Raw genomic sequence first — 19189 nt, 5'->3', positions numbered from 1 at the left:
GGCTCCGCTGGCGTCAAAAAGGTAGGCGCACGATAAGCCGCCCGCGCCGCTAACGCCACTGACATTCGCCACGCAAATGACCGGGGCTAGGGGCACGGGGGCGGCGCTAGACTTTTCGCTGCTCACGCCTACGTACCGCGCACGGCCCGCGCCAACCCCGGCGACCATGGCCGCCACGCCGATCACTGCGAAAATCCAGCCCGTCGCGCCCCACCCACCGGTCCAATCGTGCACCAGGCCCACGGCCAGCGGCCCCATGGAGGCCAGGGTGTATCCGATGCCCTGGGCCATGCTCGACAGGTTCGCGGCCACATGGGCGTCGCGCGAGCGCAGTACGATCAGGGTCAGCGCCAGGCTGAAAGTACCGCCCTGCCCCAGGCCGAGCACAATCGCCCAGCCCCACAAGCCGTCGAGGGGTGCATACAGGCAACCGAACAGGCCGCCCAGCGTCAGCAACATCACGATCACGATGGCCAAACGCTGGTCTTTACCCCGCGTGGCCAGCCACGGTGCCGCCAGGGAACTGAACAATTGCACGATGATGGAACCGGACAGCGCCAGCCCCGCTTCGGTGGCGCTCAGGCCACGGCCGATCAGCATCGACGGCAGCCAGCCGAACACGATGTAGGCCAAGGACGATTGCAGGCCCATATAAAGCGTGACCTGCCACGCCAACGGATCGCGCAATAACCCCTTCACGCGATAAGCAACACGGTGCGCGCCGTGTCGTTGCCCGACCTGCGGCAGCCAGCACAACGCCGCGACCAACGCCGGCACCATCCAGAACCCCAGGCCTATCGCCCAGCTATCGCCGAAGTAATCACTGAGTGGCACCGCAGCCCCCGCCGCCAGCGCAGCCCCCAGGCACAACGCCATGGTGTAGACGCCGGTCATGGCGCCCGCCTGCCTGGCGAAATCCCGCTTGACGATGCCCGGCAGCAACACCCCGATAATGCCGATGCTCGCACCGGCGATCAGGCTGCCGAGAAACAACCCCGCTTCACCCAGCACACTGCGCAGGATGATCCCGGCGGCCAGGGTCAGCAGGATGCCCAACACCACCCGCTCAGCCCCAAAGCGCCGCGCCAGGATCGGTGCGGTGGGCGCGAACAAGCCCAGGCACAGCACCGGCAACGTGGTCAGCAGCCCAGCCTTGGCGGCCGACAACCCCAGGCTGCTGGAGACTTCACTGAGCAAGGGCGCCAGGCTCGACAACGCCGGGCGCAGGTTCAGCGCCACCAGCACCAGGCCCAGTAGCAGCAACCAGGGGCGGCTTACGGTTGGCGGCGTCTGTTGCACCACGTCGTCGTCGGCTTCGGCGTCGATCAGCAGTTCGGTGTTGCGTTGCGGTTCAAGGTTCATTGATCAACTGCCGGCAAAGGGATTTGGCACGTTCCGGGTCCTGGTGTTCCACGGCGTCGAGCAGGGCAACATGCAGGTCGAACACCGCCTGGCGTCGCGGCGACATGCTCAGGGTCTGGCGCAACTGCGCCCCGACGATGGCGGAAAAATACCGGTACAACTCGCTCAACGCCGGGTTATGCGCGGCGTCCACCAAGCGTGTGTGGAACACCAGGTCGGCGCGGATATAGGCCTCCAGTTCACCGTGGTACAGCGCGGCGCTGGCCTGCAGCGCCTCCCGCAGCTGTTCGAGGTCTTGCTCGGTACGCCGCAGTGCCGCCAGGCCGATGGCCTCCACTTCAAGCATCTGCCGCGTCTCCTGCGCCTGCTCCAAGGTGCAGTGGGACAGCGCGCGCATCGCCCCCAGCGGGTCGGTCATCGAGCGCAGATAACTGCCGTCACCCTGGCGGATTTCGATCAACCCGGAAAACGCCAACACACGCATGGCTTCGCGCACGGTATTGCGACTGATGCCCAGCTCGGCGCACAACTCCGGCTCGGTGGGCAGGCGTTCACCGACCGCCCACACCCCTGCGGCGATGCGCAGACGCAGTTGCTCCAAGGCCTGATCGACCAGGGAGCGTTTAATCAGGGGAGCGATGTCTGTCATGGGTGCGCGCTTTCGTCCAATCATAGGATGAATTTTCCTACAGGCTATTCAGAGTTGCCCACAAAGACAAGGCATTGGCCGAAGGCACTGACCTGCGCAGGCTCAAGTCATACCGTGAACACAGGGCATGAGGCGCCCAAGGCCTATTGAACAGACAAAAATAAACCCGGCCAGGCCGGGTTTATTGTTTCAACCATCGATCAATGCAAAATCTGGCTCAAGAACAACTTGGTCCGATCATTCTGCGGGTTGTCGAAGAAGTCATTCGGCGCCGCCTGCTCAACGATCTCGCCCTTGTCCATGAAGATCACGCGGTTGGCCACGGTGCGGGCGAAGCCCATTTCGTGGGTCACGCACAACATGGTCATGCCGTCTTCGGCCAGGCCGATCATGGTGTCGAGTACTTCCTTGACCATTTCCGGATCGAGCGCCGAGGTTGGCTCATCGAACAGCATGATTTTCGGCTTCATGCACAAGGCACGGGCAATCGCCACACGCTGTTGCTGGCCGCCGGAGAGTTGCCCCGGAAACTTGTGCGCCTGCTCCGGGATACGCACGCGCTCCAGGTAGTGCATGGCAATTTCTTCGGCCTTGCGCTTGGGCATCTTGCGCACCCACATCGGCGCCAACGTGCAGTTCTGCAGGATGGTCAGGTGCGGGAACAGGTTGAAGTGCTGGAACACCATGCCCACTTCACGACGGATCGCTTCGATCTGCTTGAGGTCGTTGGTCAGTTCCACGCCGTCGACCACGATGCGGCCCTGCTGGTGCTCTTCCAGACGGTTGAGGCAGCGGATGGTGGTGGACTTGCCCGAACCCGACGGCCCGCACAGCACGATACGCTCGCCCTGCTTGACGTTCAGGTTGATGTCTTTCAACACGTGGAACTGGCCGTACCACTTGTTGACGCCCTGCATCTGGATAATGCCTTCAGGGCTCACAGGCTGTTTGATTGCTTCGCTCATAAAAAAGAACTCCTAACGCTTGTGGCCTGTGTCGAGCTTGCGTTCCAGATGCATGGAATAGCGCGACATACCAAAACAGAAAATCCAGAACACCAGGGCGGCGAACACGTAGCCTTCAGTGGCCATGCCCAGCCATTTGGGGTCGGCGGCAGCTTGCTTGACGCTGTTGAGCAGGTCGAACAGGCCGATGATGATCACCAGGCTGGTGTCCTTGAACAGCGCAATAAACGTGTTGACGATGCCCGGGATCACCAGCTTCAGGGCTTGCGGCAGAATCACCAGACCCATGCTGCGCCAGTAACCCAGGCCCATCGCCGCGGCCGCCTCGTACTGACCTTTAGGAATCGCCTGCAACCCGCCGCGCACCACTTCGGCCACATAGGCCGACTGGAACAGGATCACGCCGATCAGCGCCCGCAGCAGCTTGTCGAAGTTCATGCCTTCAGGCAGGAACAACGGCAGCATCACCGACGACATGAACAGCACCGTGATCAACGGCACGCCGCGCCAGAATTCGATGAAGGTCACGCAGACCACACGAATCGCCGGCATGTTCGAACGTCGCCCCAGTGCCAGCACAATACCCAGCGGCAAGGCGCCGGCGATGCCGACAGTGGCGATCACCAGGGTCAGCATCAGGCCGCCCCACTGGCTGGTCGCCACGTTGGTCAAGCCGAACACGCCACCGTGCAGCAGGAAGTAGGCAACGATCGGGTACAGCACCAGGAAGCTCAGGCCGTAGATGGCCTTGTGTTGGAAGCGCGAGAGGAACAACGGCGCCACGCCGACAATCGCCAGCCACACGGTCAGGTCCACGCGCCAGCGCAGGTCGCCGGGGTAGTAGCCGTACATGAACTGCCCGAAGCGCTGTTGGATGAACACCCAGCAGGCGCCTTCCTTGGTGCAATCGGCGCGAGTGGTGCCCACCCAGTTGGCATCGAGGATGGCCCAATGCAGGATCGGCGGCACCACCAGGTACACCAGGTAAATCGACAGCAAAGTCAGCAAGGTATTGAGCCAACTGGAAAACAGGTTGGCGCGCATCCATGCCACCGGGCCGAAGACTTTGCTCGGCGGCGGCATATCGGGTTTGAAAGTATGAGAACTCATGTGCGTTTCCTCACCGCTCGATCAGCGCAATGCGCTTGTTGTACCAGTTCATCAGCAGGGAAATGCTGATGCTGATCGCCAGGTACACGCTCATGGTGATGGCAATGACTTCGATGGCCTGGCCGGTCTGGTTGAGCACCGTGCCGGCAAACAGCGAAACCATTTCCGGATAACCGATACCGGCGGCCAACGACGAGTTTTTCGCCAGGTTCAGGTATTGGCTGGTCAGCGGCGGAATGATCACCCGCAAGGCTTGCGGAATGATCACCTTACGCAGCGTCGGCCCATTGCGCAGGCCCAGGGAACGCGCGGCTTCGGTCTGGCCGTGGCTGACCGACTTGATGCCCGAACGCACGATCTCGGCGATGAACGCCGCGGTGTACACCGTCAGGGCCAGGGTCAGTGCCAGCAGTTCAGGGATAAGCACCCAGCCGCCGACAAAGTTGAAGCCTTGCAGCTTGGGCATTTCCCAGTGCAGCGGCACGCCGAAGATCAACGCGCACAGTGCCGGGATCACGATGAACAACGCCAGGCCCGCCCAGAACTTATGGAACGGAACACCGGTGGCTTCAAAGCGCTTGTTGGCCCAACGAGTCATCAGCACGATCGCCACAATCGCCAGCACTACACTGGCCACAAACGGCCAGAACCCATCGGCGGCCAGCGCCGCCGGCATGTTCAGGCCACGGCTGCTGACAAAGAAGGTATCGCCGAAGTTATGGCTGTTGCGCGGCCCCGGCATGGTCAGGAACACCGCGAAGTACCAGAACAGGATCTGCAGCAGCGGCGGAATGTTGCGGAACACTTCCACATACACCGTCGCCAGCTTGTTGATCATCCAGTTCGGCGACAGTCGCGCCACGCCGACGATAAAGCCGAGCAGGGTAGCCAGGATCACGCCGATGAAGGTCACCAGCAGGGTGTTGAGCAAGCCGATTACAAAGACGCGGGCATAGCTGTCCGATTCGGTGTAGTCGATCAAGTGCTGCGCGATGCCGAAGCCGGCACTGCGCTCAAGAAAGTCGAAACCCGAGGTAATGCCTCGGTGTTGAAGGTTGGTCTGGGTATTGTTGAAGAGGTACCAGCCCAGCGAGACCACCGCCACAATCGTGATGATCTGGAAGAGCCACGCACGCACTTTGGGATCGCTGAAGCTGAGCTTCTGCTTTGGTGCGCCGATTTGATTTTGCATGAAGTGCCCCGGAAAGAATGGAACAGAACATCACCCGGCGGTTGGCCCACCGGGTGACAGAACCATCAGCGATCAGCGCACAGGCGGTGCGTATTGAATGCCGCCGTTGTTCCACAGCGCGTTCAGGCCACGGTCGATTTCCAACGGGGTGCTCTTGCCGAGGTTGCGCTCGAACACTTCACCGTAGTTACCCACTTGCTTGACGATCTGCACGACCCAGTCTTTCTTCACTTTCAGGTCTTTGCCGTATTCGCCGTCGGCACCGAGCAGACGCGCGACGTCCGGGTTCTTGGTGGACTTGGCTTCAGCTTCAACGTTTTCGAAGTAATACCGGCTTCTTCGGCGTTGAGCATGGCGTAGCCTACCCAGCGCACGATGGCCAGCCACTCGTCGTCACCGTTACGTACCACCGGGCCCAGGGGCTCTTTGGAAATGGTTTCCGGCAGAACCACGTAGTCCTTCGGCGAGGCCAACTTGCTGCGCTGGGCGAACAGTTGGGACTTGTCGGAGGTCAGCACGTCGCAACGACCGGATTCCAGCGACTTGGCGCTTTCATCGGAGGTGTCGAAGGTGATCGGGGTGTATTTCAGACCGTTGCCACGGAAGTAGTCGGAAACGTTCAGTTCAGTGGTGGTACCGGCCTGGATGCAGATAGTTGCACCGTCCAGTTCCTTGGCGCTTTTAACGCCCAGTTTGTTGTTAACCAGGAAGCCGATGCCGTCGTAGTAGGTGATGAAACCCGGGAATTTCAGGCCCATGCCCGCATCGCGGGAGCTGGTCATGGTGGTGTTACGGGACAAGATGTCTACTTCGCCCGACTGAAGCGCGGTGAAACGCTCCTTGGCGTTCAACTGGCTGAACTTGACCTTGGTCGCGTCGCCGAACACGGCAGCGGCAACAGCGCGGCATACGTCAGCATCGATCCCCAGGATCTTGCCGCTGGCATCCGGTACCGAGAAACCCGGCAGGCCGTCACTCACGCCACATTGCACAAAGCCTTTCTTCTGCACGGCGTCCAGGGTGGCGCCGGCTTGGGCGAAACCACTGACACCCAGTACAGCGGCCGCGGAAACGATGGCCAGGGTGGATTTCAATACCTTCATTCAAACCTCCAGTTTTGCTCTTGTTGTGTCGGAGCTCGAACCCCACCGCACCCTTTTGAGGCGATCTTGACCCGTGTTGGCTTTTTTTGGGGTCAAACGGCATGAGGCTGTCGCTATAAGTCCAGTTGCTATCCCAGAGGCGGCTGTCACTGATAGTGTTACCGCCACGAGAGAGACCTGACATCGCTTTGTGCATAGCAAGCGCCGTACCAGAGTGACGGCTGAGTCGTTTCAGCCCATGGTCAAGAGCAAAAGATTCAAAGTTGCGACATCTAATTAACAAATCAACCAGTGACGCACCGTTCCGATGCACCCAATCGGAGCGAATGCACATCTATGGAGCAGACATGACCGAACCCTTGATTCTTCAGCCCGCCAAGCCCGCAGATGCCTGCGTAATCTGGTTGCATGGCCTGGGTGCCGATCGCTACGACTTCCTGCCTGTAGCCGAAGCCTTACAGGAAATCCTGCTGAGCACCCGCTTCGTTTTGCCCCAGGCCCCCACCCGTCCGGTGACGATCAATGGCGGCTACGAAATGCCCAGTTGGTACGACATCAAGGCGATGAGCCCGGCGCGGTCGATATCGCTGGACGAGCTGCAAACCTCTTCAAACATGGTCACAGACCTGATTGAAGACCAGAAGAGAACCGGAATAGACGCCTCGCGGATTTTCCTCGCTGGTTTTTCCCAAGGCGGCGCCGTGGTATTCCACACCGCGTTCAAGGACCTGGAAGGCCCTTTGGGTGGCGTGATCGCCCTCTCCACTTATGCACCGACCTTCGGCGATGAGCTCCAATTGTCCGCCAGCCAGCAACGCATTCCTGCCTTGTGCCTGCACGGCCAATACGACGAGGTGGTGCAGAACGCCATGGGCCGTACCGCGTATGAGCACCTCAAGAGCCGTGGTGTCACCGTGACATGGCAGGAATACCCAATGGGCCACGAAGTGTTACCCCAGGAGATACACGATATTGGTACCTGGTTGGCCGACCGCCTGCGCTGAACGCCGCGTTTAGGTAGCCGTATGACAGACGCACTACGCCGCGCCCGATTCTTGCATTACACTGGCCGGCGTATATTCCTTAACCAATTAATGAGATCACCGTGCTCAAAGCACTCAAGAAGATGTTCGGCAAAAACGAGGCTGAGCCGCTCGCGCCTGATTCCAGTGCTCCTGTCCCCACGCCCGGCAACCGTAATGACGGCCAACAGCCAGACCGGACAGCACCTGTCGCCCAGCCGAAGACGCCGACGGTGACGCCACCCGCACAGGCCATACCTGCTGAGGTAAAAGCCGAACCTGCGCCCAAGCCTCGCCGTGAGCGAGCACCCAAGCCGGTCGTCATCCCCTGGAAACTCGAAGACTTCGTCGTCGAGCCCCAGGAAGGCAAAACCCGCTTCCACGACTTCAAACTGGCCCCGGAACTGATGCACGCCATCCAGGACCTGGGTTTCCCGTACTGCACGCCCATCCAGGCACAAGTGCTGGGCTTTACCCTCGCGGGCAAAGACGCCATCGGCCGCGCGCAAACCGGTACCGGCAAGACCGCCGCGTTCCTGATTTCGATCATCACCCAACTGTTGCAAACGCCGCCGCCCAAAGAACGCTACATGGGTGAACCGCGCGCGCTGATCATCGCTCCCACTCGCGAGCTGGTGGTGCAGATCGCCAAAGACGCCGCCGACCTGACCAAGTACACGGGCCTGAACGTCATGACGTTCGTCGGCGGCATGGACTTCGACAAGCAGCTCAAGCACCTCGAAGCCCGCCATTGCGACATTCTGGTGGCCACGCCGGGCCGCCTGCTGGACTTCAACCAGCGCGGCGACGTGCATTTGGATATGGTCGAAGTCATGGTGCTGGACGAAGCCGACCGCATGCTCGACATGGGCTTTATCCCACAAGTGCGCCAGATCATTCGCCAGACCCCGCCCAAGAGCGAGCGCCAGACCCTGCTGTTCTCCGCGACCTTCACCGAAGACGTGATGAACCTCGCCAAGCAGTGGACCACCGACCCGTCCATCGTCGAGATCGAGGCGCTGAACGTCGCCAGCGAAAACGTCGAACAGCATATCTATGCCGTGGCCGGTGCCGACAAGTACAAGCTGCTCTACAACCTGGTCAACGACAACGGCTGGGAACGCGTCATGGTGTTCGCCAACCGCAAGGACGAAGTGCGCCGCATCGAGGAACGCCTGGTGCGCGATGGCGTCAACGCCGCGCAACTGTCCGGCGATGTGCCGCAGCACAAGCGCATCAAGACCCTGGAAGGTTTCCGCGAAGGCAAGATTCGCGTGCTGGTGGCCACCGATGTGGCCGGGCGCGGGATTCACATTGACGGCATCAGCCACGTGATCAACTTCACCCTGCCGGAAGTACCGGACGACTACGTGCACCGCATTGGCCGTACCGGTCGTGCGGGCGCTGCCGGTGTGTCGATCAGCTTTGCGGGCGAGGACGACTCGTACCAGTTGCCGTCGATCGAGGCGCTGCTGGGGCGCAAGATCAGCTGCGAGACGCCGCCGACGCATCTGTTGCGGGCCGTGGAGCGCAAACGCCCTTAACGGTTGGAATGCGCTAAAAAATGTGGGAGGGGCTTGCACCCTCCCACATTTGCATCTGTGTTTGGCGTGCTATTTCCAGCGGTCTGCAGCAGCGTGGTCGCTGTCGCGCCCTTCCACCCAGCGCGCACCGTCGGGCGTGTTTTCCTTTTTCCAGAACGGTGCCCGCGTTTTCAGGTAATCCATCACAAACGCACAGGCATCAAATGCCGCCTGGCGATGGGCACTGGCCGCCGCCACGAACACAATCGGCTCACCCGGCTCCAGCGCGCCGACGCGGTGCAACACCTCCAACTTGAGCAACGGCCAGCGCTGCTCAGCCTCAACGGCAATCTTGGCCAGGGCCTTTTCGGTCATGCCGGGGTAGTGCTCCAGAAACATCCCCGACACGTCGCGGCCATCATTGAAGTCGCGCACATAGCCGACAAAACTCACCACCGCGCCCACGCCCACATTGGCCGCGTGCATCGCGTTGACTTCAGCCCCGGGATCGAACGCTTCGACCTGCACGCAGATGGCCATGTTCAGCCTCCGGTCACGGGCGGGAAAAACGCCACTTCATCGCCGGCCTGCACCGGTTCGTCGAGGCTGCACAGCTCCTCGTTGCGCGCGCACATCAGGCTCGTTTCGTTGAGCACTGCGAACTCCGGATCAGCGGCCAATGCCTGGCGCACCGCGTCGACAGTCGCGAAGTCGCCTTCCATTTCCAGCGAATCGAAGCCCACCGCTTCGGCGTAGCGCGCAAAAAACAGTACGTTGACGCTCATTGTTCATCCGCCTTGAAATGGCCGCTCTTGCCGCCGAGTTTTTCCAGCAGGCGAATACTTTCGATGGTCATGCCGCGATCCACCGCCTTGCACATGTCGTAGATCGTCAGTGCCGCGACACTGGCGGCGGTCAATGCTTCCATCTCCACACCGGTCTGCCCGGAGAGCTTGCAGCGCGCGACGATATGCACACAGTCTGCGCCCTCGGCACTGAGTTCGACCTTGACGCCCGTCAACATCAGCGGATGACACAGGGGGATCAGATCACTGGTTTTTTTCGCGGCCTGGATCCCGGCAATGCGGGCCACGGCAAACACGTCACCCTTGGGATGGGCGCCGTCGACAATCATTTGCAGGGTTTCGGGCAACATGCGCACCCGCGCTTCAGCCACCGCTTCACGGAACGTCACGGACTTGTCAGTGACGTCGACCATATGGGCGCGGCCTTGGGAATCGAGATGAGTCAGCACAGCGATACTCCTGATCAGGAGCCGCGATTGTAAACCCAACACGGAACAAAATGTGGAAGGGGGCTTGAACCCGACAGCGGTGGCACATTCAACATTTCTGTTAACTGGCCCACAGCAATCGGGAGCAAGCCCCCTCCCCCATTGATCGCGTTTACAGGTGCGATTCGGCGTATTCGGCCAGAATCGAGCGCGGTACCCCTTGCAGCGCGATATGCACGCCGTTCGGGAAGTCTTTGAAGCGTTCCGTGAGGTACGTCAGCCCGGAGCTGGTCGCGGACAGGTAAGGGGTGTCGATCTGTGCCAGGTTGCCCAGGCACACCACTTTGGAACCGGCGCCGGCACGGGTGATGATGGTTTTCATCTGGTGCGGCGTGAGGTTCTGGCATTCATCGATCAAAATCAGGCTCTGCTGGAAGCTGCGACCTCGGATGTAGTTGAGGGATTTGAACTGCAACGGCACTTTGCTGAGGATGTAGTCGACGCTGCCATGGGTGTTTTCGTCATCCATGTGCAAGGCTTCGAGGTTGTCGGTGATCGCCCCCAGCCACGGCTCCATTTTTTCCGCCTCGGTGCCGGGCAGGAAGCCGATTTCCTGGTCCAGGCCCTGCACGCTGCGGGTGGCGATAATGCGGCGATAACGCTTGGTCACCATGGTCTGCTCGATGGCGGCGGCCAACGCGAGGATGGTTTTCCCCGAGCCAGCGGCGCCGGTCAGGTTGACCAGATGGATATCCGGGTCGAGCAGCGCGTACAGCGCCAGGCTCTGGTAGATGTCACGCGGTTTCAGGCCCCAGGCTTCCTGGTGCAACAGGGGTTCCTGATGCAGGTCGAGGATCAGCAGCTTGTCTACCTGGATCTCTTTGATCCAGCCCACGAAGCCCTGTTCGTCGACGATGAATTCATTGATATGCACGGCCGGAAGGTTGTCGATCAGTTGTACCTGATGCCAGGTGCGGCCATGGTCCTGACGGGTTTCGACCTTGCTCACGCGGTCCCAGAACGAGCCGGTCATCATGTGATAACCACGGGACAGCATCGACACGTCGTCGACCAGTTGGTCGGTACTGTAATCCTCGGCCGCGATCCCACACGCTCGGGCCTTGAGGCGCATGTTGATGTCTTTGGTCACCAGCACCACACGCAGGTCCTTGTCACGCGCATGCAGGTCGATCAATTGGTTGATGATTTTGTTGTCGTTGAGGTTTTCCGGCAGCAGGCTGGTGGGCTCGCCGCGCTTGCTCATCAGAATCGACAGCAAGCCCTTGGGCCCGCTTTTGCCACGCTGGATCGGCACGCCGACTTCAACGTCCTCCGGTGACGCTTCGCCCAATGTCTTGTCGATCAGGCGGATAGCCTGGCGGCATTCGGCGGCAACGCTGTGGTGCCCACTTTTGAGTTTGTCGAGTTCCTCAAGCACGATCATCGGGATAGCGACGTGGTGTTCTTCGAAATTAAGCAGAGCGTTTGGATCGTGGATCAATACGTTGGTATCGAGCACATAAAGGATTGGCTGGTCGGAAGAAGGGGTGCGTCCATGATCATCCATACTCGGTCACCTTTGTGGGAGCCAGTCGACGCAATACCACGACAGTGCTGCGCCTCGATTCGACCACCGAAATGCACCTTAAGTGACGTCAAGTGCATTGCCCACATGAGGAGTCTTGTAAGACGCCACCTGTGATGCAGGTTTCGGCGATCTGACTTCGTAATACCGCAAAACCCATGACAGGAAAAAGCACTTTGACGTTTTTTTGAAGTTTATTTTTCAGGATGACGAATAGCACTAGCCGAGTGCCATGTACCTCGTTAAAGTCAGAAGTCGGCCTGCATCGAAATGTTGCAAAAAAATCCCCAAAAATACCCCAGACCCAACAGGGCCGGGCCCCTCAGCGAAATGCCTCGCGGCAGTCCTGCCACCCCAGACCACTCTGCCCCGTCGCCTGCAGCAACTGCGGTAATGCCACGCGCGCCTTGTCCTGGGTGTCATGAAACACAATCACGCCTTTGCGCCACAGCAGCATCAGCGTCAACACCCGTTGTGCCGACTCCTCAGCCTTGAGTTTGCCCGGCTCATCCTGGGAATCGATGTCCCATAACGCCACCTGCAAGCCCTGCGCCTGGAAGAAGCCCTGGCTGTCCGCGCGACGCTGACCGTAGGGCGGACGGAACAGCGGCACGTAGTTCTCCGGCATCAGGTTCTGCACCAGCGCCGCACTGCGGGTGATCGAGCTTTGCCAGTCCACCCAATGACTGTGGGACCGGTATTGCCAACCCTGGGTGCCGACACACTGGCCCTGGTACACCGCCTCTACCTCGGCGGCGGAACTGCGTTGCACACGGGTTTGCAGGCTGCTGCCGAGGACGAAGAACATAGCGTTCATCTTCTGCTTGCGCAGGTAGTCGACCAGCCAGTCGGTATTGCCGCTGACCGGCGCCGGGCCGCCGTCGAAGGTGAGCAGGAACAGGCGGTCGTTGAGTTCGTCGCCATTGCGCTCGTGATCGCCGAAACGCGCGACTTCACTGCTGATCTGCGGGAACAGCGCGGCCTTGCGCAGCAGCTCGTCCAGATAGCGCTCGTGGAAGGCATGGCTGGGAGCGGCCCAGCCTATATAGAAGGAGTCTTCGCTGACCTGAAGCTTACCGGCCTCCTCGCGCAGGTCGTCCATGTTTTCCACCAGATAACAGAACGAGGCATCGACCTCGCAGCTCTGCTGGGCGAAGGTGTAGTTTTCCAGCAGGCGCTGCCAGAGCTGGCGGCGCAGGTCATCGATGGCGGCCCGGTTGATGATCTTCAAGCCCAGGCGCTGCTTGAGCGCCGCGTCATCCAAGGCTTCGCTGGCCAGCAGGCCGTGGGCAAACATCAGGATTTCCGCGCGCGAGGCCACATCGAACAGCGCCGGGCTGGTGAGCTTTTCGGGCCAGGTACCACGGTCCAGGCTGGCCACATCCACCGGCGCCGCATGGGTGCCCACACATAACAGGCACGCGGACAATAAAAGCGCTATTCGCACACAGGGTCTCCCTCTCCAGAGTCGTCGGCCACTATAGCGGATCACGCCTATCGCCATCATAGGTGGAGTCAAAACGCCCCAGCCCCTAGAATCGCGCCCACGATTACAGGAGACGACTTCATGCTGATGGTGATTTCCCCCGCCAAGACCCTCGATTTCGAGTCAAAGCCGGTAACCCCGCGCTTCACCCAGCCGCAATACCTCGATCATTCCCAGGAACTGATCGAACAATTGCGCGAGCTGAGCCCGGCGCAAATCAGCGAGCTGATGCACGTGTCCGATAAAATCGGTGGCCTCAACGCTGCGCGTTTCGGCAGTTGGACGCCCGCTTTCACCCCCGAGAACGCCAAGCAGGCCTTGCTCGCCTTCAAAGGCGACGTGTACACCGGCCTCAACGCCGACACTTTCAGCGATGCCGATTTCAACTACGCCCAGGACCACCTGCGCATGCTCTCGGGCCTATACGGCCTGCTGCGCCCCTTGGACTTGATGATGCCGTATCGCCTGGAGATGGGCACCAAACTGGCCAACGCTCGCGGTAAGGACCTCTACGCCTTCTGGGGCACGCGCATCAGCGAGTGGCTCAACCAGGCATTGGCCGAGCAAGGCGATGACGTGCTGCTTAACCTGGCGTCCAACGAATACTTCTCGGCGGTCAAGCGCACGGCGTTGAATGCACGAATCATCAATACCGAGTTCAAGGACCTGAAGAACGGCCAGTACAAGATCATCAGTTTCTACGCGAAAAAAGCCCGCGGCATGATGAGCCGTTTCGTCATCGAAGAACGCATCAGCGACCCGGCCCGGCTCAAGCAGTTCGACGTGCAGGGCTATCGCTTCAATGCGGAGCAGTCCAAGCCGGACAACCTGGTGTTTTTGCGCGATTACGCACCTGAATGAAGCCTAGCGCCCTCTTTCAGACGATAAGTTGCACCTGTGGGAGAGGGCTTGCCCCCAATGGCGGTGTTTGAGTCGGCTCATATATCGACTGTTTTACTGCTATCGGGAGCAAGCCCCCTCCCACTTTTTGATTGCATTTCATCCCCGCATCGTCATTTATTTGACGTCAAAAAATATTCTGTCGCATACCTAACAATTCTTTCACTCGACATCCGTCGTTTTTTTTCGTAGTGGCACCACTTTTTTTGAACACTAGTGGCACAAAACTATCCCATCGCGCCAACTACCTGTAACTACTGGCCCAAATAGCAAGTGCTATCAATATAGTACTAGTGCCATCTCCGCTAATATTTCAAAAAATTTCGGCAAACAGGATGAGTGGCTAGGAACTTCACCCAAAAGCACCGCTCATACCACCGGTAACGAAATTCTCTGCTCCTGTAAGAGATGACTTACATAACGACCCAAGGAAGTAGCGAAGTTGCCCCATCAACTTTGACTCACGGGTCACATCATCAACTGATATGAGTTGAGGGCGGCGATAAGGATGTATTGCTATCCCCTATAGGCCAAGGCAGCGCTTACCCGAATGTGTCGGTGCTAACGCTTAAGAGATTGATTAAAAAGGGCTAATTGCCTCTATCAACGCTCTACGGCGCCGGCGCCAGGCCCTTCCCCCCGGAAGGCTGGCTGCATTTGAGGGCAAGCCCCAATAACAAGGCCACGTTGCGCACAACTTGAGTGCAATAGTTAGTCACTCACTATTAAACATGCCTGTACGCGGTAAGTCGGCGTCTGCTCGCCTAACTTCCGTGGCATTAGTGACGCTTGCAAACATGAACTCCAGCCATCTATTGGCAGAATTAACACCGTCTTCAATGACAACGAGGTAAATGCGATGCGCATCAGCATATTTGGTTTGGGTTACGTTGGCGCAGTCTGTGCCGGTTGCCTGTCTGCCCGTGGCCACGACGTGGTCGGCGTAGACATCTCCAAGGAAAAGATCGACCTGATCAACGCCGGCAAATCGCCGATCGTTGAACCGGGTCTGGGCGAACTGTTGAACCAAGGCATCGCAACCGGTCGACTGCGTGGTACCACCAACTTCGCCGAAGCCATCCGCGATACCGACCTGTCGATGATCTGCGTCGGCACGCCGAGCAAGAAAAACGGTGACCTGGAACTCGACTACATCGAAGCCGTGTGCCGCGAGATCGGTTTTGTCCTGCGTGACAAAGCCACCCGCCACACCGTGGTGGTGCGCAGCACCGTACTGCCGGGCACTGTCGCGAACGTAGTGATCCCGATCCTCGAAGACTGCTCCGGCAAGAAAGCCGGCGTCGACTTCGGCGTCGCGGTCAACCCGGAATTCCTGCGTGAATCCACCGCCATCGCCGACTACGACCTGCCTCCGATGACCGTTATCGGCGAGTTCGACAAAGCCTCCGGCGATGTCCTGCAGTCGCTGTACGAAGAACTCGACGCGCCGATCATCCGCAAGGACATCGCCGTGGCCGAAATGATCAAGTACACCTGCAACGTGTGGCACGCCACCAAAGTGACCTTCGCCAACGAAATCGGCAACATCGCCAAGGCCGTCGGCGTCGACGGCCGTGAAGTGATGGAAGTGGTCTGCCAGGACAAGACCCTCAACCTGTCCCAGTACTACATGCGCCCTGGCTTCGCGTTCGGCGGTTCGTGCCTGCCCAAAGACGTGCGCGCCCTCACCTACCGCGCCAGCTCCCTGGACGTGGAAGCGCCACTGCTCAACTCGCTGATGCGCAGCAACGAATCCCAGGTGCAGAACGCCTTCGACATCGTCTCCAGCCACGACAAGCGCAAAGTCGCCCTGCTGGGCCTGAGCTTCAAGGCCGGCACCGACGACCTGCGCGAAAGCCCGCTGGTAGAGCTGGCGGAAATGCTGATCGGCAAGGGCTTTGACCTGAGCATCTACGACAGCAACGTCGAATACGCCCGTGTACACGGGGCCAACAAGGACTACATCGAAGGCAAGATCCCGCACGTGTCGTCCCTGCTCAACTCGGACTTCGACGACGTGATCAACAACTCCGACGTGATCATCCTCGGCAACCGTGACGAGAAATTCCGCGCCCTGGCGCAGAACGCTCCGGACGGCAAGCAAGTGATCGACCTGGTGGGCTTCATGTCCAAGGCCACCAGCGCGACCGGCCGTACCGAAGGCATTTGCTGGTAACAGCAACGGCAAGTTTCGCGCTGCACGTGTCCTGATCCCCAGCACGTGCAGCGCGCAACCTTCTTCACCTTCGGATGACGCTTATGTCCAAGTTAAAACACGTACTGCTCCAATCCGCCGGCTGGCTGTTCTTCCTGAGCCTGCTGATGGGTCTCGCCCTGCTGTTGCCGGCGAGTACGTTCGACTCCGAGTCGAAGAATTTTATTTTCCTGATTGGCGCCGTGGGTATCTGGCGCTACTCGATGGGTGCTACGCATTTCTTTCGCGGCATGCTGTTCCTGTATGTGGTGTACCCGCACCTGCGCCGCAAAGTGCGCAAATTGGGCAAAGCCGCCGACCCGTCCCACGTGTTCCTGATGGTCACCAGTTTTCGCATCGATGCGCTAACCACCGCGCAGGTCTACAGCTCGGTGATTCGCGAAGCCATCGACTGCGGCTTCCCGACTACCGTGGTTTGCTCGCTGGTGGAAATGTCCGATGAGCTGCTGGTCAAGAGCCTTTGGGAAAAGCTGAACCCGCCCGACCGCGTCAAGCTCGACTTCGTGCGCATCGCCGGGACCGGCAAGCGCGACGGCCTGGCCTTCGGTTTCCGCGCCATCTCCCGCCACCTGCCGGACGACCGCGCCGTGGTTGCGGTGATCGATGGCGACACCGTGCTTGCCGAAGGCGTAGTGCGCAAGACCGTGCCTTGGTTCCAGCTGTTCGGCAACGTCGGTGGCCTGACCACCAACGAATTCTGCGAAGTACGCGGCGGCTACATCATGAGCGAGTGGCACAAACTGCGCTTCGCCCAGCGCCACATCAACATGTGCTCCATGGCCCTGTCCAAGCGCGTGCTGACCATGACCGGTCGCATGTCGGTGTTCCGTGCCAGCGTAGTGACCGACCCCGGCTTTATCGCCGACGTGGAAAGCGACTCGCTGCAACACTGGCGCCTGGGCCGCTTCAAATTTCTCACCGGTGATGACAAGTCCAGCTGGTTCAGCCTGATGCGCCTGGGCTACGACACGTTCTACGTGCCCGACGCCGCGATCAACACCGTGGAACACCCGCCCGAAAAGAGTTTTATCAAGGCCAGCCGCAAATTGATGTTCCGCTGGTACGGCAACAACCTGCGCCAGAACTCCCGTGCCCTGGGCCTGGGTGTACGCCGCCTGGGCCTGTTTACCAGCGTGGTGCTGTTCGACCAGCGCGTGTCGATGTGGACCTCCCTGCTCGGCCTGACCGTGGCCGTCATCGCCACCTTCAAATACGGCGGCGCGTTCATCCTCGCGTACCTGCTGTGGATCGGCATCACTCGCCTGATCCTCACACTGCTGCTGTCGTGCTCCGGCCACAAAATCGGCCCCGCCTACCCGGCGATTCTTTATTACAACCAGATCATGGGCGCGCTGGTGAAGATCTACGTGTTCTTCCGCCTTGATCAACAGTCCTGGACCCGCCAGGACACCAAACTGACCCGCGATTTGGCCAGCTTTCAACGTTGGTTCAACACCTGGTCGTCTCGGACCATGACCTTCTCCGCCGGCAGCATCTTCGTTGCCGTGTTGCTGATGATGGTCTGACCCAGCCAAGCCTGAATTAACCTAGGAATTACACCGATGAATAGCCAAGCAAACGTCAACGTTGTCCACGAATCCGAAGCCCAGCGCCAGCATGCACGGGTCAAAATCCCGGCCAAGCTGCGCTTCTTCAACACTGACCGCACGCCGACCGAAGCACGGGTGATCGACCTGTCCGCCGGCGGCCTGGCATTCACCTCTACCCAGCCGCTTACCGTGGGCCAAGTGCACAAGGGCCGCCTGCAATTTGTGATCGATAACCTGGGGCTGGCGATGGACGTAGAGCTGCAGATCCGCTCCTATGACCGCCAGACCGGCCGCACCGGTTGCCAGTTCCAGAACCTCGACGCCCAGGACATTTCCACCCTGCGCCACCTGATCACCTCGCACTTGTCCGGCGACATCGTGACCATGGGCGATGTACTGGCGACCCTGCAACGCGACAATTTCACCAAGGCGCGCAAGGTCAAGGACGGCGGCAGCGGCATGAGCTTTTTCGGCCGCCTGCGCGCCGTGACGTTCAGCCTGGCGATTTTCCTGGTCGGCCTGGCCGCGTTCGGGTTCATCTTCAAATCCCTTTATGGCATGTACTTCGTCAGCCACGCCCAGGCCGGCCTGGTCAGCGTACCCGGCATGAACGTAACCATGCCGCGCGACGGCACCGTGCAAAGCCTGCTCAAAGGTGACGCGATCGCCGCCAAAGGCGCACCGCTGGCAACCTTCAGCACCAGCATGCTGGATGTGCTCAAGGGCCACCTGGACGAAGACCAACTGCAGCCGGCCAAGGTTGAAGAACTGTTCGGCAAGCAAATGACCGGCACCCTGACCTCGCCGTGCGATTGCGTGGTCGCCCAGCAACTGGTTGCCGACGGCCAGTACGCCAGCAAGGGCGACGTGATCTTCCAGTTGGTGCCACGCGGCAGCCAGGCCAACGTCGAAGCACGCTTCACCTATCGCCAGTTTGGCGACGTGCGCCCAGGCACTCCGGTGACCTTCCAGGTCGCCGACGAAGAGCAAGTGCGCACCGGCACCATCGTCAGCAGCACCAGCCTGAACAGCGCCGACTTGTCCTCCGACATCCGTGTACAGATCAAGCCTGATGCACCGCTGGACAGCACCTACGCCGGCCGCCCGGTCGAAGTGACCAGCGACCGCGGCCCTTCCCTGAACTGGCTGATCGACAAAGCCATGGCTCACGGTCTGTAAGCGAGGACATGCCTGTGATGACTCTCTCAAAAACGCCACAGTCCCTGTGGGAGCGGGCTTGCTCGCGATGGGATCAGCGCGGTTTGCCTGACGCACCGAGTCGCCTGCAGCGGG

15 protein-coding genes and 2 pseudogenes are annotated in these 19189 nt (G+C 60.0%); 6 read left to right on the top strand and 11 right to left on the bottom strand.

What is annotated here, in order from left to right:
• Positions 1 to 111: 111 nt before the first annotated feature.
• From AB4O25_RS23500 to AB4O25_RS23475, 6 genes and pseudogenes are all read right to left on the bottom strand, one after another.
• Positions 112 to 1362 (bottom strand): annotated as a pseudogene (locus AB4O25_RS23500) (CynX/NimT family MFS transporter); the annotation flags it as partial.
• Positions 1352 to 2011, bottom strand: coding sequence for a FadR/GntR family transcriptional regulator (locus tag AB4O25_RS23495; RefSeq protein WP_017526229.1), 660 nt, complete (start codon positions 2009 to 2011; stop codon positions 1352 to 1354). The gene AB4O25_RS23495 and the pseudogene AB4O25_RS23500, both read right to left, overlap by 11 nt.
• Positions 2012 to 2211: 200 nt before the next feature.
• Positions 2212 to 2976, bottom strand: a complete 765-nt coding sequence (locus tag AB4O25_RS23490) for an amino acid ABC transporter ATP-binding protein (RefSeq protein WP_003171943.1) — start codon at positions 2974 to 2976, stop codon at positions 2212 to 2214.
• 12 nt (positions 2977 to 2988) lie between these two features.
• Positions 2989 to 4086: an amino acid ABC transporter permease gene (locus tag AB4O25_RS23485; protein ID WP_017526226.1), complete on the bottom strand. Its 1098-nt coding sequence runs from the start codon at positions 4084 to 4086 to the stop codon at positions 2989 to 2991.
• A 10-nt stretch (positions 4087 to 4096) separates the two neighbouring features.
• On the bottom strand, positions 4097 to 5278 hold the full coding sequence (locus tag AB4O25_RS23480; protein WP_017526225.1) for an amino acid ABC transporter permease: 1182 nt from the start codon (positions 5276 to 5278) through the stop codon (positions 4097 to 4099).
• 72 nt (positions 5279 to 5350) lie between these two features.
• Positions 5351 to 6381 (bottom strand): annotated as a pseudogene (locus tag AB4O25_RS23475) (amino acid ABC transporter substrate-binding protein).
• Between the two features lie 347 nt (positions 6382 to 6728).
• Between AB4O25_RS23475 and AB4O25_RS23470 the strand changes: the two are divergent.
• Positions 6729 to 7385 (top strand): alpha/beta hydrolase, encoded by a 657-nt coding sequence (locus tag AB4O25_RS23470; protein WP_017526223.1) that lies wholly within the window; start codon positions 6729 to 6731, stop codon positions 7383 to 7385.
• A 95-nt stretch (positions 7386 to 7480) separates the two neighbouring features.
• On the top strand, positions 7481 to 8947 hold the full coding sequence (rhlB, locus tag AB4O25_RS23465) for an ATP-dependent RNA helicase RhlB (RefSeq protein ID WP_026067133.1): 1467 nt from the start codon (positions 7481 to 7483) through the stop codon (positions 8945 to 8947).
• 69 nt (positions 8948 to 9016) lie between these two features.
• On the opposite strand, the gene moaE is transcribed toward rhlB, so the two are convergent.
• From moaE to AB4O25_RS23440, 5 genes are all read right to left on the bottom strand, one after another.
• Entirely contained in the window at positions 9017 to 9466 is a 450-nt protein-coding gene (gene moaE / locus AB4O25_RS23460) for a molybdopterin synthase catalytic subunit MoaE (RefSeq protein ID WP_017526221.1), read from the bottom strand.
• A 2-nt stretch (positions 9467 to 9468) separates the two neighbouring features.
• Positions 9469 to 9711 (bottom strand): molybdopterin converting factor subunit 1, encoded by a 243-nt coding sequence (gene moaD, locus AB4O25_RS23455; protein WP_017526220.1) that lies wholly within the window; start codon positions 9709 to 9711, stop codon positions 9469 to 9471.
• Positions 9708 to 10181 (bottom strand): cyclic pyranopterin monophosphate synthase MoaC, encoded by a 474-nt coding sequence (moaC, locus tag AB4O25_RS23450; RefSeq protein WP_017526219.1) that lies wholly within the window; start codon positions 10179 to 10181, stop codon positions 9708 to 9710. Before moaC ends, moaD begins: the two co-directional genes overlap by 4 nt.
• A 151-nt stretch (positions 10182 to 10332) precedes the next feature.
• Positions 10333 to 11727: a PhoH family protein gene (locus tag AB4O25_RS23445; RefSeq protein WP_017526218.1), complete on the bottom strand. Its 1395-nt coding sequence runs from the start codon at positions 11725 to 11727 to the stop codon at positions 10333 to 10335.
• A gap of 340 nt (positions 11728 to 12067) precedes the next feature.
• Complete coding sequence (locus AB4O25_RS23440; protein ID WP_116078430.1) at positions 12068 to 13192, bottom strand: polysaccharide deacetylase family protein; 1125 nt, start codon at positions 13190 to 13192, stop codon at positions 12068 to 12070.
• Positions 13193 to 13312: 120 nt separating this feature from the next.
• Between AB4O25_RS23440 and yaaA the strand changes: the two genes are divergently transcribed.
• The 4 genes from yaaA (at position 13313) to AB4O25_RS23420 (ending at position 19075) form a co-directional block, all read left to right on the top strand.
• On the top strand, positions 13313 to 14092 hold the full coding sequence (gene yaaA / locus AB4O25_RS23435) for a peroxide stress protein YaaA (RefSeq protein WP_460150011.1): 780 nt from the start codon (positions 13313 to 13315) through the stop codon (positions 14090 to 14092).
• Positions 14093 to 14990: 898 nt separating this feature from the next.
• Positions 14991 to 16307, top strand: coding sequence for a nucleotide sugar dehydrogenase (locus AB4O25_RS23430; protein ID WP_017526215.1), 1317 nt, complete (start codon positions 14991 to 14993; stop codon positions 16305 to 16307).
• Between the two features lie 83 nt (positions 16308 to 16390).
• Positions 16391 to 17872, top strand: coding sequence for a mannuronan synthase (alg8, locus tag AB4O25_RS23425; protein WP_161979891.1), 1482 nt, complete (start codon positions 16391 to 16393; stop codon positions 17870 to 17872).
• A 36-nt stretch (positions 17873 to 17908) separates the two neighbouring features.
• A complete protein-coding gene (locus tag AB4O25_RS23420; protein ID WP_460150010.1) occupies positions 17909 to 19075 on the top strand; it encodes a PilZ domain-containing protein in 1167 nt (388 codons plus the stop codon).
• Positions 19076 to 19189 lie beyond the last annotated feature (114 nt).

It is taken from the genome of Pseudomonas sp. S3_A03, assembly GCF_054668275.1.
Note: the sequence above shows the minus strand (reverse complement) of the source record. Positions and strands in the feature narration are given on the sequence as shown.